This window comes from Providencia zhijiangensis, assembly GCF_030315915.2.
Lineage (GTDB): Bacteria > Pseudomonadota > Gammaproteobacteria > Enterobacterales > Enterobacteriaceae > Providencia > Providencia zhijiangensis.
Map to the genome: position 1 here is coordinate 3,562,934 of NZ_CP135990.1, position 13,888 is coordinate 3,576,821.

At 46.0% G+C, this 13,888-nt stretch carries 12 protein-coding genes and 3 tRNA genes; all 15 read right to left on the reverse strand.

Annotation, left to right across the window (positions count from 1 at the left end):
* Positions 1–7: 7 nt before the first annotated feature.
* Positions 8–93: transfer RNA gene (locus QS795_RS16300), tRNA-Leu, on the reverse strand.
* 16 nt (positions 94–109) lie between these two features.
* A tRNA-His gene (locus QS795_RS16305) sits at positions 110–185 on the reverse strand.
* Positions 186–264: 79 nt separating this feature from the next.
* Positions 265–341, reverse strand: a tRNA-Arg gene (locus QS795_RS16310).
* 164 nt (positions 342–505) lie between these two features.
* Complete coding sequence (gene thrP / locus QS795_RS16315) at positions 506–1,885, reverse strand: bifunctional threonine/serine APC transporter ThrP (RefSeq protein WP_286270076.1); 1,380 nt, start codon at positions 1,883–1,885, stop codon at positions 506–508.
* Between the two features lie 233 nt (positions 1,886–2,118).
* A complete protein-coding gene (gene wecG, locus QS795_RS16320; protein WP_036948834.1) occupies positions 2,119–2,856 on the reverse strand; it encodes a lipopolysaccharide N-acetylmannosaminouronosyltransferase in 738 nt (245 codons plus the stop codon).
* A gap of 10 nt (positions 2,857–2,866) precedes the next feature.
* Positions 2,867–4,222, reverse strand: coding sequence for an ECA oligosaccharide polymerase (gene wzyE / locus QS795_RS16325; protein WP_154603085.1), 1,356 nt, complete (start codon positions 4,220–4,222; stop codon positions 2,867–2,869).
* Entirely contained in the window at positions 4,219–5,301 is a 1,083-nt protein-coding gene (locus QS795_RS16330; protein ID WP_108478783.1) for a TDP-N-acetylfucosamine:lipid II N-acetylfucosaminyltransferase, read from the reverse strand. The genes wzyE and QS795_RS16330 overlap by 4 nt, the downstream gene beginning before the upstream one ends.
* Entirely contained in the window at positions 5,298–6,548 is a 1,251-nt protein-coding gene (gene wzxE, locus QS795_RS16335) for a lipid III flippase WzxE (RefSeq protein WP_181477691.1), read from the reverse strand. Before wzxE ends, QS795_RS16330 begins: the two co-directional genes overlap by 4 nt.
* The gene (rffA, locus tag QS795_RS16340) at positions 6,548–7,678 is read right to left on the reverse strand and encodes a dTDP-4-amino-4,6-dideoxygalactose transaminase (RefSeq protein WP_286270048.1); all 1,131 of its coding nucleotides are present in this window, start codon (positions 7,676–7,678) and stop codon (positions 6,548–6,550) included. The genes wzxE and rffA overlap by 1 nt, the downstream gene beginning before the upstream one ends.
* The gene (gene rffC, locus QS795_RS16345) at positions 7,665–8,405 is read right to left on the reverse strand and encodes a dTDP-4-amino-4,6-dideoxy-D-galactose acyltransferase (RefSeq protein ID WP_286270049.1); all 741 of its coding nucleotides are present in this window, start codon (positions 8,403–8,405) and stop codon (positions 7,665–7,667) included. The genes rffA and rffC overlap by 14 nt, the downstream gene beginning before the upstream one ends.
* Entirely contained in the window at positions 8,383–9,264 is an 882-nt protein-coding gene (gene rfbA, locus QS795_RS16350; protein WP_154603089.1) for a glucose-1-phosphate thymidylyltransferase RfbA, read from the reverse strand. Before rfbA ends, rffC begins: the two co-directional genes overlap by 23 nt.
* 8 nt (positions 9,265–9,272) lie before the next feature.
* Complete coding sequence (gene rffG, locus QS795_RS16355; RefSeq protein ID WP_181477694.1) at positions 9,273–10,346, reverse strand: dTDP-glucose 4,6-dehydratase; 1,074 nt, start codon at positions 10,344–10,346, stop codon at positions 9,273–9,275.
* A complete protein-coding gene (wecC, locus tag QS795_RS16360; RefSeq protein ID WP_036948818.1) occupies positions 10,337–11,599 on the reverse strand; it encodes a UDP-N-acetyl-D-mannosamine dehydrogenase in 1,263 nt (420 codons plus the stop codon). The genes rffG and wecC overlap by 10 nt, the downstream gene beginning before the upstream one ends.
* On the reverse strand, positions 11,596–12,726 hold the full coding sequence (wecB, locus tag QS795_RS16365; RefSeq protein WP_006658208.1) for a non-hydrolyzing UDP-N-acetylglucosamine 2-epimerase: 1,131 nt from the start codon (positions 12,724–12,726) through the stop codon (positions 11,596–11,598). Before wecB ends, wecC begins: the two co-directional genes overlap by 4 nt.
* 96 nt (positions 12,727–12,822) lie before the next feature.
* Complete coding sequence (gene wzzE / locus QS795_RS16370; RefSeq protein WP_181477695.1) at positions 12,823–13,881, reverse strand: ECA polysaccharide chain length modulation protein; 1,059 nt, start codon at positions 13,879–13,881, stop codon at positions 12,823–12,825.
* Positions 13,882–13,888 lie beyond the last annotated feature (7 nt).

The following is a 13,888-nucleotide window of genomic DNA, read 5'->3' on the forward strand; positions in this document are numbered from 1 at the left end:
TTTTTCGTGGTGCGAAAGGGGGGACTTGAACCCCCACGTCCATAGGACACTAACACCTGAAGCTAGCGCGTCTACCAATTCCGCCACCCTCGCAATGTCACAAAAAAAATGGGGTGGCTAATGGGACTCGAACCCACGACAACTGGAATCACAATCCAGGGCTCTACCAACTGAGCTATAGCCACCATAACTTCACTTATTTCAAAGTGTTGTCATACTACTACATACAACTTTATTTTGCCACCGTAGCTTGTCACCTTTTGATGGTGCGCCCGACAGGATTCGAACCTGAGACCTCTGCCTCCGGAGGGCAGCGCTCTATCCAGCTGAGCTACGGGCGCTTAACGCCGTTGCGGGAGAGGATAGTACGGATTTATCCCCCTGCTGTCTAGTCCTTTTTTCAATAAAATTATCGATTGCTTGCCTTTTATCCATTTCGTCGAGAAAGAGAGCATTTTTTCCCTCTTTCTCGTCTATTAGATGAAATTTTACCCACAAAATATTTTTACGATGTGCTTTTATCGTGGCGACTAAAGCTGCGGATCACAAAATAAAGCCCTGAAACCGTCAATAAAAAGATAGCCCCTACAATCAGTGACAAACGCGTTTCTGGGTTAATCGCCATCCCCACTAGCACACAGGCTAAAAACAGCAGTGTGGCGTAGTTCACCCATGGAAACAGAATCGATTTAAACGTATGCCCTGCCATCTGCTGCTGGTTCTGCTTACGAAAACGTAGCTGGCTGGTCAAGATCACTAACCAAGGCACCATTCCTGGCAAGACGCTCGCACTATATACATACACAAACACCTGCTCAGGGTTTGGAATGATGTAGTTCAAGCTCGACCCTGCAACCAAGCATAAGATAGTAAAGCCGACACAACGCGCTGGAACGCCGTTTTTCGTCAGTTTTAATAGTCCACTCGGTAACTGCTTATTCTGTGCCAGCGCGTATAACATACGCCCACCGCTGTACATGCCGCTATTGCAGCCAGATAATGCTGCGGTGAGCACCACAAAGTTAATGACCGCGGCGGCCGAGACAATCCCCACTTTAGCGAATGTCATCACAAACGGGCTGCCTTGTTGCCCGACTTCCGTCCACGGGAACAGCGTCACCACAATAAAAATGGCGCCGACATAGAAAATAAGAATGCGCCACAGAATATTATTGATGGCTTTTTTCAGTGTCACTTGTGGGTTTTTGGCTTCTCCTGCGGTGATCCCGACGAGCTCAACACCTTGATAAGATGCCACCACGATACACAACGCAAATAAGAAACCTTTCCAGCCGCCAGCGAAGAATCCGCCATGCTCGGTCAAATTAGCCAATCCAATCGGTTCGAAATTATTGCCAAGACCAAAGAAAATTAGCCCTAAACCAATCAAAATCATCACGACGATCGTGGTCACTTTGATCATCGCAAACCAAAATTCCAGCTCGCCGTATAGCCTCACTGCGGCGAGGTTTGCCAGTGCCACCAACGCAACGGCAACCATCGCAAATATCCACTGAGGCACATCAGGGAACCAATACTTTGCATATTCCCCGATTGCAGTTATCTCTGAAATTCCAACCGCGACCCACATAAACCAATAACCCCACGCGGTTAAACATCCCCAAAAAGGGCTTAAATATTTATAACCAAATGAAGCAAATGAACCAGTGACTGGCTCCAGAAAGAGCATTTCGCCCATAGAACGCATGATGAAGAAGACAAATAGCCCTGCGATAATATACGCCAGTAGTACGGATGGCCCCGCCCACTTCAACGTACTCGCTGAGCCCATAAATAGCCCAACTCCAATTGTTCCGCCCAAAGCAATCAGCTCAATATGACGGGCTTCTAGCCCTCGCTGAAGACCTTGCTGTGGCTTATCCATAATTTCCCCTGTCGATAATAACCATTCGATATTCGCAGCTCTAATAGCCATAACTTTTTAGTCATCGCGGCTGGTTGTCGAAAATAAAATAAAAAATACAATCCCCCAAGATACCGTGAGATCCCTTAGGTTGCATCTATTTTTGAACAATTGCAGGTATATTTGAAGCGATAATGGGGACGCCAGAAATAAATAAACCCGCATTACGCGGGTCTATTCAGTAAGAAGAAGGCTTAAAGCTTACCACCGTAGTAGTAGCCTAAAAACTTCAGCAATTTAAACTGTCGTTTAATTCGCGTTGGTTGGGAAAGTAAGCGATACAGCCATTCTAGCCCTAAATTTTGCCAAACTTTAGGCGCACGCTTAACGTGACCGGTAAACACGTCATAAGTCCCACCGACGCCCATATACAAAGCATCAGGATGCACGACACGGCAATCACGCATAAAGATTTCTTGTTTAGGTGAGCCCATCGCCACGGTCACAATCTTGGCACCACTCGCGTGAATACGCTCAAACAATGCACTGCGGTCTTCTGCCGTAAAGTAGCCATCTTGGGAATCCACAATGTTGACATTCCATTGTGCGCGTAGCTTCGCTTTAGTTTGCTCAAGAATTTCTGGCTTACCACCGACTAAAAATACTGGCGTGCCTTCTTTTCCTGCGCGCTCCATCAAGCCTTCCCATAAATCGGCACCTGCCACGCGAGAAACCTCGGCTTTCGGGTATTTACGGCGAATAGCACGCACAATGCTGATCCCATCAGCATAAAGGTATTCCGCCTGTCCTAATAAGGTATTCAGGGCGGTATCTTGCTCTGCAATCATCACTTTTTCTGCGTTGATAGCCACAAGTGTGCCGGTTTTGGTCTTACCGTCAGCAAACAGATAGTCCAAGAAATGGGCCATGTTTTTAAAGCCCCAAATATTATGACCTCTGATGCTATATTGAGGAATTGACGACTGTTCCATGATGCTCCTTTTAACGGCTTTCCCGTTGACCACTTTTTAAATATGAAGCGGCTTTAATACGAATAAGACCGGCACTTTCAAATAACCAGTACAGTAATTTAGCTAACACTAAACATAGTCCGAAGACTAAACAGAAAAAGACCACGCGCGAGACAAAGGAATCAACCCCTTCGCGAGCTAATACAATCATGTTGAAGATGGCCCCGAAACAAAATGCCTGCATAATCGCGGCCTTGTAACGATTGGATTCTTTTAGACTTAAACCATAAATCCAGTCAAACCATTTAATGATCATACCCACCACGATCGCGCCCAGCGGGATAAACAGCACTCCCCCCATGACTACCAGAGAGCCAATTAGCGTAGGAGAAATCGCTAACCCAGAATGGTTATTCAGCACTTCCCACGTAAAATAGTTAGCTGAGTTTAATACCGTATCAGGACGTTCAGGCCATACCCATGCAGGAATAAACACATAGAAATCACGGATAATCGGCGCTAAACCTTGAAATTCCATTTGGTCATAATAGCTGAGCAATAATCCTAAGTTTTCCCACGGCGAGAACGTATCACGGGTTAGATACAAGAAAGTGTAAAACGCTTCGGCACCGCTCACATCAAGACCGTAACGCTTGAGAGCTAACCAGAACATCCCAACAATACTTGCCACACCTGCCGCCGCCAGCATCCAAAGCGTGATCCAGCCTCTGACAATCCCGATAAATAGGAACAGAGCAAATGCCAAGATAATATTGGCACGAGTTCCGCCCACAATTACATAGGTTAAGAAACCGAATGAAACCGTGCTGATCAAGAAGAAAATCCAGCGTTTTTGCGTGGGTTTCAAGAAATAGACAATCAGCATTGCAGGGATAAAGAAGTAGAAAAAGCGCTTCAATGCCACGCCCGACACCTGACTGGAAAATATCTGGCTATAGGATTTCAACTTAAACAGCAAGAAGCCGTTATCCATGAAGAAAATACCTACAGTAACCACCGCCACGGCAATTAGTAGCAGACAGGTCAGATTGGTTTCCACCTTATTCATGCTAAATACGGCGCGACGCTGGGTATCCACGCGCTTAGTTAAACGCGTTTTGTACGTCACATAGTAAATGGCATAGAAGCTGGTTGACGCCAACATGGCATACATCAAGTAATCGGCAGGGACTATCGCGACATCAAACTGGAAAACCAATGCGCAAGTCAGTGGGAATCCGAAGTAAAACGTCAGTAAATACAATAAAGTAAAGAAAATATTAAAATTAAAGCGCACACGTAAAAACTCTTTATACATCAGCGTGCCGATAAAGATAATAGAGATTAGGTAGATAAGCGCTAAGCCACCCAATTCAAGCAATGTCATGCTTTCGCCTCCGCGATGCTGAGGATCTGTTTCCAGCCATCAGTAAAGTTAGGCGCAAAGAATTCAATATGCTGTTTATTAAGCGAATTCATTTGGCGTTGTGCTTCATCCACTAATGGCAGAGTTAGCTCATCACCATAGAAAAAGACCGGGACATTCTGCGCCGTTAAATCTTGCCAGAAGGTATTTTGGCGGCTAATGACAAAAGGAATAGAGAACTGAATAAGCAAACAGACCGTTCCAACCCCTTGTTGGCGATTAAAAATAAAGTAGCCAAGGTCGCAGGTTTTCAGCAAATTCAGGTAATCATCGAACGCCATACGCTCTTTAAGGATATCCACCTGCCCTTGAGGGAATTCGCTCTGTGCTGCTTGCTCAACTTCTGCAATGTAGTTTTGGTTATTCGCTGGGTAGCCCATTGGGACTATCACTTTCACCTTGTCGCCAAATTGCTGTTTAATCGCGCTCAGCGCTTCCACATGACGATTGGAGCGGTCACCTGAGTTACCGAGCAGGATAGTTAGCTGCTCGCCCTCACGAGGCTGACGTTCGTTTAGCGTCAATGCCGGATCCATACGTGTCGGGAAATAGAGAACCGACGATGGCACATTAGGATTCGACTGTTGGAAATGGCACAAATCTCCCCGTGTTGCACAAACGTGCCCCACTTTCTTTTGTGCCAGACGACGTAGAATATAAAATAGCTTAAATTTCAGTGAGCTAGATTCTTCATAGAGATCAGCCCCCCAAATATGCCACCAAAATTGATGGGATTTTATCTTGCCAAAAAGCAGTGCTAACCAAATTGGCGCATTAAATTGCCCATGGAAGAAAAAGCGTGTCCGACGCTCCGCTTTCGCGCGACGGATAACGCTATCTGCAATAGATTGTTTACTGTCAAAAACTTCAATTTCAAGCATCGGATAGGCAGCAGCAAGCTGCGCATCCTGGCTCACCACCATAAAATGCGGCTTTTGTGACGGAGCCATCTCTTGGCAAATAACGTTATTAAAAAACGTTAAAACCGTCTGATTATGATGCGGGAGATCAGATCCCAGTACATGTATTAAGGTTGTCATGCTCGCCTACGGTAGATCAAAAATACGCAACAACAGAGAGTAAAATATACGATATAGGTCGCCATATAGGCTTGCGTCGCTCCCACGGCGCCATGTTCAGGAATAAACCAATGGGCAAAGCCCGTTAACAGAACAAATTGGCTCACTTCCGTAAGAACATAAAAACGCAGCGCCGCTTTCGCGATGACCAGATAACCAAAGACGTAAGCACCCACTTTCAATACGTCGCCGACCAGCTGCCAAGCGAACAGGTCTCTCATCCCTGTAAACTCTTTTGAGAATAGCAACCAAATCGCAAAATCACGCAGCAGCCAAACCGTAAAGCTCACGGCGGCAACAGCAGGTAATACAAACTTCAATGCCTTAACAATTTCGGCAGAGATTTCATTTTTATGCTGTAAACGGGATAACGTCGGCAGCAAATAGACCGAAAATGTTGCTGTGATGAATTGTAAATAGGCATCCGAAATCGTGGTGACGCCCGTCCATAATCCCACTTCATCCCAGCTATAGGTTTGTGCCAGTAAATTTCGCATCATGATATAGGCGACTGGCAGCGTAATCGCCGTCAACATCGCCATGATAGTGAATTTACCAAGACTAGTGGCAATGGCTTTATCCCACGCAGGTTTGAGGGATGACAACGCAAACTGTTTACGTCGAATAACCATACCTGCCGCAGGCAACACCACCAACGCAGGAACCAATGCTAACCCTGCAAGTGCGCCATCATAACCACCCATTAGATAGCATAAATAATAGGCGACCACGCCGATTATGCTACCAAAAATGATGGCCGTCGCATTCCCCGCAGCGTCTCGGTAACCTTTCAAAATCGCCAAGAAATAGTTCGCGTACGCGATACCCATTTGAATCAAGGCAACCATGCGGATCACGCCACTGTATTGCTCAGTATCAAATAATGCGGCACTGATCGGGGCACTGCATAGCAAGAAAATAATCGCCAGTAACGTTGAAAATCCGAGGATTATCGTGGAAGACGTTCCCAGCACAGCCCGTAATTTCTGCGGATCTTGATGGTGTTCTGCCACATATTTTGTGACACCATTGAAGATCCCAGCGCCAGACAATACGCCTAGCACCGTAATTAATTGGCGGAAGTTCCCCGCCAGACCCACACCACTCGGGCCAAATGAGACTGCAAATAATTTCACGATCAACAGGCCCACCCCGATTTTAATCAGGGTAGACCCAGCAGTCCAAACCGATGCTTTAGCAAGTGACATTAGGCAAAGAACGCTTTGATTCGCTCAATAACCACTTGCTGCTCGTCGTCTGTCATGTTGTAGAACATAGGCAGACGCACTAAACGGTCACTTTCAACCGAAGTGTATTTGTCTTCACCGTGGAAATAACCGAATTCCATTCCAGCAGGGCTGGTGTGCAGTGGTACATAGTGGAAAACAGTCAAAATGCCATGAGATTTCATATAGTCATTAAACTCTGTGCGCTCTTCCACATCTTTGAGTTTGATATAGAACATATGGGCATTATGTTTCAAATCTTCCGGCACGGTGGCTAACTCTAAACGACCTGCAGCTACCAGCGGTTGTAACGCTTGATAATAGCGATCCCACAGCAGTAAACGGCGTTCGTTGATTTTGTCGGCTTCTTCTAACTGCGCCCATAAATAGGCTGCTTGTAAGTCAGATAACAGGTAGCTTGAGCCGATGTCGCGCCAGGTATATTTGTCCACTTGACCACGGAAGAATTGGCTGCGGTTTGTACCTTTTTCACGGATCACTTCTGCACGGTTAATCAACGCTTTATCATTGATTAAGGTCGCACCACCTTCACCACCTGAAGAGTAGTTTTTGGTTTCATGGAAGCTATAGCAGCCAATATGACCGATGGTACCCAATGCTTTACCTTTGTAGGTAGACATCACGCCTTGCGCCGCGTCTTCAATCACAAATAAATTGTGTTTCTTCGCGATAGCCATGATGGTGTCCATTTCACAAGCCACGCCTGCGTAGTGAACAGGAACAATTGCACGAGTGCGGTCAGTGATTGCCGCTTCAATCTTGGTTTCATCGATATTCATCGTATCTGGACGAATATCCACGAACACAATTTTAGCGCCACGTAACACGAATGCGTTAGAGGTCGATACGAAGGTAAAGCTTGGCATGATGACTTCATCGCCCGGCTTAATATCAATCAGGATCGCTGCCATTTCTAATGAAGCGGTGCAAGACGGCGTTAACTGGACTTTCGGGCAGTTAAAACGTTTCTCCATCCACTCTTCACAACGCTTAGTGAAACCACCATCCCCGCACAGTTTGCCACTAGCCATGGCCTGCTTCATATACTCAACTTCAGTACCTACAACGGGTGGTTTATTAAATGGAATCATGTTGTCCCCTGTATAACCAATATGCTGTGCTGGCGATTGCCGCACCGCTACGTGAATAAAGATTTAACGCCGCAACATTGCTCATTTGCGTGGCAACATTTAACTGTCTTTTTTGGTGTTGCACACACCACTGATACGCTGCTGACATTAATTTCCGACCGATACCGCGTCCTGTTGCATTTGGCGTTGCCGCTAACAGCCCAATTCTAGCTGTATCTGCATCAAGGCTACGTAGGCTAACGAAACCTAAAATATCACCTGCATTATCTCTAAGGAGTAAACAGGTGTGGTCAAAGGTGCCAAGAACGGCTTTTTCTATCCATAATGCATAAAACCGACCGCTGTCCCCTTCATGATACCAAGGGGTTCTAAAGCGGCTGTTACTAAACACAGAGGCGGCGGTGTCGCGCAGAGAAACAATATCCCCTGTTTGTGCAACAACCACATTATCCGTCTCTGATAACGCTGTGTTTAGATAAGCATTTTCTGTGCCAATAGTTAACGCAAAATCAATTTCGCCTTCAACAAAACTGAACCCCATACTGGCTAGCTCATCGATTTTAGCTGTCTCGGATGCCGCAACTTTCGCTTGCACAATCTCAAACTTATCCAATTGATAAGAAAGAATAATTTGTGCATCAGTCGCGGCGAAATCCAGTTTCGCCGTTGAACGTTTGAAAAAATCAGATTCCCAATCTAGGGGATCAATATTGGCGCGGACGGACACGAAGTAAGTCCTCTAAGTATTTGCCATAACCTGTTTTATTTAGGCGAGCGGCGGCTTCTTTAACTTGGTCGTCAGACAACCAGCCATTACGCCATGCAATCTCTTCTAAACAAGCCACTTTAAAGCCTTGGCGTTTCTCAACGGTCTGAACAAATGTTCCGGCTTCAATTAAGCTGTCATGGGTTCCCGTATCTAACCAAGCGAATCCACGACCGAGCAGCTCAACGCTAAGCTCGCCGCGCTCTAAATACATTTGGTTGATGGAGGTAATTTCTAATTCACCACGTTCGGAAGGTTTTACTTGCTTAGCAAAATCAACCACTTGGTTATCATAGAAATATAAACCCGTCACTGCCCAGTTTGATTTCGGTTTTTTTGGCTTTTCTTCGATAGACAACGCTTTGAAATTGTCATCAAACTCCACCACACCAAAACGCTCAGGATCCATCACTTGATAGCCGAATACTGTCGCGCCCTTTTGACGTGCCGCGACTGACATTAATTTAGGGCTGAATGAGTGACCGAAGAAAATATTGTCTCCGAGCACTAAGCAGCAAGAGTCCCCATTAATGAACTCTTCACCAATGATAAACGCTTGAGCCAGTCCATCTGGAGAAGGCTGTTCCGCGTAGCTCAATTCGATCCCAAACTCATGACCATCGCCCAGTAAACGCTGGAACATTGGCAAATCATCTGGCGTCGAAATCACTAGAATTTCGCGGATCCCTGCCAGCATTAACACTGACAGCGGATAATAAATCATTGGCTTATCGTAGATAGGCAGCAGCTGTTTTGAGATGCCGCGAGTGATCGGGTGCAAACGCGTTCCCGAGCCACCAGCCAGAATAATACCTTTCATATTGCCTCCTAGCTGCCTAAGCCTAGACGTTCGCCGGCATAGGAGCCATCTTGCACACGACGCCACCAAGTTTCATTGTTTAAATACCACAGCACCGTTTTACGGATCCCGGATTCAAACGTCTCTTCTGGTGTCCAGCCTAATTCACGCTCAATTTTATCGGCGTCAATGGCGTAGCGCATATCGTGACCAGGACGGTCTTTCACATACGTGATTAAGTCGCGGTAATGAGCAACTCCTTGAGGTTTCTGCGGGTGCAGCTCTTCAAGTAACTCACAAATTGTTTCAACCACTTGAATATTACGGCGCTCGTTATGGCCACCAATATTGTAGGTTGAACCCGGCTGTGCTTGAGTCGCGACTAAATGCAGCGCACGCGCATGGTCTTCCACAAATAGCCAGTCGCGAATTTGTTCGCCTTTGCCATACACTGGCAGTGGCTTACCGGAAATCGCATTCAAAATAATCAATGGGATCAGCTTCTCAGGGAAGTGATAAGGACCATAGTTATTTGAGCAATTGGTGATCATGGTCGGTAAACCATACGTTCTCTGCCACGCACGCACTAAGTGGTCGCTAGACGCTTTTGAGGCTGAATATGGGCTGCTTGGTGCATACGGTGTAGTTTCCGTAAAGAAGCCATCTGGACCTTCCAAGTCGCCATACACTTCATCAGTTGAAATGTGATGGAAACGGAAAGCCGCTTTTTTACTATCTTCAAGTGCAGACCAGTAATGACGCGCCGCTTCTAACAAGGTGTAAGTACCCACGATGTTAGTTTCGATAAATGCCGCAGGGCCATCAATCGAACGGTCTACGTGGCTTTCTGCCGCTAAATGCATCACGACATCAGGTTTGTGTTCAGCAAACACTTTATCCAATGCAGCACGGTCACAAATGTTCACTTGTTCAAAAGCATAGCGCTCGCTATTGGCGACTTCCGCTAATGACTCTAAATTGCCCGCGTAGGTTAAACAGTCAACCACAATCGCGTGGTCTTTTGTGTTTTCAATCACATGACGAACAACAGCTGAGCCGATAAAGCCGGCTCCACCTGTAATTAAAATACGTTTCAACGCCATACTCCTTTTGTATCCACAACCCATTTTTGTGGGATAGCAGAACCTTGGATACCTTTAAACAGGTTATGGTCGACTAACATCAGGATCACATCCGCTTCGCTCACGGCAGTTTCAATAGAAACCAGTTCAGCAATACCTTTCAGTGCCGTTGGTAATTCGTGAATATGCGGTTCCACCGCAAATGTTTTACCTGGGTTCCAGTTCGCAACCATCTTGGTGATGTGCATTGCTGGGCTTTCGCGCAGGTCATCGATGTTTGGTTTGAACGATAAACCGAAACATGCGATTTTGATTTCATTCGCTTTTTTGCCAGTTTCCACTAAGCAATCGGCCACCGCCGCTTTTACTTGATCAACAACCCAAATTGGCTTGCCATCGTTAACTAAACGCGCAGTGTGGATTAAACGAGATTGTTTTGGGCTTTGAGCCACGATAAACCACGGGTCGACCGCGATACAGTGACCACCAACGCCTGGGCCCGGCTGAAGAATGTTCACGCGAGGGTGACGGTTTGCAAGGCTAATCAGTTCCCAAACATTGATATCTTGGTCTGCACAAATCAGCGATAACTCGTTAGCAAATGCGATGTTAACGTCACGGAAGCTGTTTTCCGTTAACTTACACATTTCAGCCGTTCTTGAGTTAGTGATTACACACTCACCTTCTAAGAAGATATTGTACAATTCGCTAGCACGCAGTGAAGATTTCGGTGTCATCCCGCCAACAACACGGTCATTTTTGATCAGTTCAACCATCACTTGACCCGGTAGTACGCGCTCAGGGCAGTATGCCACATCGATATCTGCTTCTTCACCAGCTTGGTGAGGGAAGGTCAAATCAGGGCGAGCGGCGGCTAACCACTGCGCCATTTGCTCAGTCGTACCCACTGGAGACGTAGATTCAAGGATCACTAAGTCGCCTTTTTTCAGGACTGGTGCGATAGATTCAGCCGCTGCTTTCACGTACACCAAATCAGGCTCGTGTTCACCTTTGAATGGTGTAGGAACAGCAATCAGGAATGCGTCTGCGGGTTGTGGCTTGGTGAAGGCTTTTAAGTGACCTTCTTCAACCGCTTTTTTCACCACAACATCCAGCTCAGGTTCCACAATATGGATTTTACCTTGATTGATAGTGTCAACAGCATGCTGGTTGACATCTACGCCGACAACCTGCTTCTTACGAGATGCGAAGGCTGCCGCTGTTGGTAAACCGATATAACCGAGGCCGATAACAGAAATAGTTTCAAAACTCATAATTTCACCTGATTGCTTTTTAATGCTGCAAGAATACGCTGACAAGCATGACCATCACCATACGGGTTATGTGCGCGGCTCATTTCGTGATATTCCGCTTCATCTGTCAGTAACCGATTAACTTCATTTACAATGGTTTGTGTATCTGTTCCCACTAAACGAACTGTCCCTGCATCAACCGCTTCAGGGCGTTCGGTGGTATCTCTCATAACTAAAACAGGCTTGCCTAAAGATGGCGCTTCTTCTTGAATACCACCGGAATCCGTTAAAATCAGATACGCATGGTTCATCAAATAGACGAACGGCAGATATTCTTGAGGACTAATTAAGATAATATTATCAATACCATGCAGAATTCGTTTTACTGGCTCGCTCACATTTGGGTTCAAGTGAACTGGGTAAACCACTTGAACATCAGGGTGCGCTTGAGCGATATCCGCTAATGCATGACAAATACGCTCGAAACCGCCACCAAAACTTTCACGGCGGTGGCCAGTCACAAGCAACATTTTTTTATTTGGATCGATAAATGGGTAATTTCCGGCTAATTCAGCCATCATATTTTGGTTACCCATGACCTTCTCTTTAACCCACAACAGCGCATCAATGACTGTATTGCCAGTCACAGAAATATGGCTATCGGGAATAGATTCATTGAGTAAGTTTTGGCGCGAGTTTTCTGTCGGCGCGAAATGGTACTGAGCAAGGTGCCCCGCAATTTTACGGTTACCTTCTTCTGGCCATGGCGAGTAGAGGTTTCCTGTGCGCAGTCCAGCTTCAACATGCCCAACTGGGATGCGATGGTAGAATGCCGCAAGACTGGTTGCCATTGTTGTGGCGGTATCGCCGTGCACAAGGACAACATCCGGTTGGAAATCCGCAAATACTGCCTTTAATCCTTCCAAAATACGGCAAGTAATATCGGTTAAATCCTGACCTGGCTTCATAATGTTGAGATCATAATCGGGCGTGATCTCAAATAAGTTCAGTACTTGATCTAGCATTTCACGGTGCTGAGCGGTGACACACACTTTCGCTTCAAAGTCTGCATCATCAGCAAGAGCATGAACCAATGGAGCCATTTTAATGGCTTCAGGCCGTGTGCCGAATACAGTCAATACTTTCACAGTGACTCTCTTATGTTTTCTTCGCAGTTTACTGCTTTCTTTAGTTTTAATGATGCTATTTCGCCACCGACCTTGCCGCCGGTGGCGAATATGACATTACGATGGGCGACGGCGAGACAGTACCACTCCGGCACCTACTAACATACCAATTGCACCCCACAGAACAGCAATAAATGCTCTGCGCGGACTATCGCGTTTGATTGGATCTTCAGGCGTTCGCAGATAACGATACGCATGGAAATTATCTTGAAGAACAGGTTCAACATTCAGCGTCGATAACATCGCCACATTCTGATCATAATCTGTATCAAAATCTGGACCTGTTGCTTTTAACGTCTCAATTTGAGCTTGCAGTAATGGAACACCTAACATGAACATTTTTGAGTCAGGAATTTCATCCACTGGCGCAGTCGTTTGATTACGTGAAATACCTTGCTTTTCCGCCACTTTAAGAGCTTGTTCAAGGCTATTTAGACGACGGTCATACGCTGCCGTTGCTACCATCGCTTCACGTTTAACTAACGCTTTCATTGATTGGGTTTTGGTTGCCCACGTCCCTTTCAATTCATCATTCAAATTTGTCGTTGCACGCTGATTAGCAAACTCAATATATTCACGTAACAGTTGATTGCTGTCTGTTGCTGTTTCAGCTACTAACTTCACGCTATCTGTTGGGTTTTTGAGTGCATCAGCTGGCGTATATTCGATATTGTTGATCAGCTCATCTAACAATGCCGCATCCGCTTTCGGGTCATTTTCCAAGCGTTGCTTATAATACTCAGTACCTAACCAAAATTGGCGGCGAGTATCGTAAGAACCTAATTGTTTGGTAAATTCTTCATAAGCTTCTTTGGCAATCGTTGGTAGTTGCCCTTCTTGCCCCACCGCATTAATACGAGAATCAAGGTTGCGCAGAAATTGTTGCTGAGAATAATAACTTCCCAGATTGTTCACAGTCGGTAAATCCGTGATAGCCGTTGTGCTCCACTTCGGCTGCATAAAATAGGATGCTCCCAGTGCAATCGCAGCAAAAATCACTGCACATGCGACGATCCAAATTTTACCCTGCCATAGTGAACGGCATAAATCACGAATATCTAACTCCGCTTCAAGCGAGGTTTGATGTTGATTAGGTTGCGTTTCTGAGTTATTCACTGCACAG

Coding starts and splice junctions, on each gene's coding strand:
- rffA (WP_286270048.1), bottom strand. CDS start 7,678: ATGATTCCATTTAATAAACCACCCGTTGTAGGTACTGAAGTTGAGTAT.
- wecG (WP_036948834.1), bottom strand. CDS start 2,856: ATGGAACAGTCGTCAATTCCTCAATATAGCATCAGAGGTCATAATATT.
- rffG (WP_181477694.1), bottom strand. CDS start 10,346: ATGGCGTTGAAACGTATTTTAATTACAGGTGGAGCCGGCTTTATCGGC.
- wecC (WP_036948818.1), bottom strand. CDS start 11,599: ATGAGTTTTGAAACTATTTCTGTTATCGGCCTCGGTTATATCGGTTTA.
- wzxE (WP_181477691.1), bottom strand. CDS start 6,548: ATGTCACTTGCTAAAGCATCGGTTTGGACTGCTGGGTCTACCCTGATT.
- QS795_RS16330 (WP_108478783.1), bottom strand. CDS start 5,301: ATGACAACCTTAATACATGTACTGGGATCTGATCTCCCGCATCATAAT.
- thrP (WP_286270076.1), bottom strand. CDS start 1,885: ATGGATAAGCCACAGCAAGGTCTTCAGCGAGGGCTAGAAGCCCGTCAT.
- wzyE (WP_154603085.1), bottom strand. CDS start 4,222: ATGACATTGCTTGAATTGGGTGGCTTAGCGCTTATCTACCTAATCTCT.
- rfbA (WP_154603089.1), bottom strand. CDS start 9,264: ATGAAAGGTATTATTCTGGCTGGTGGCTCGGGAACGCGTTTGCACCCG.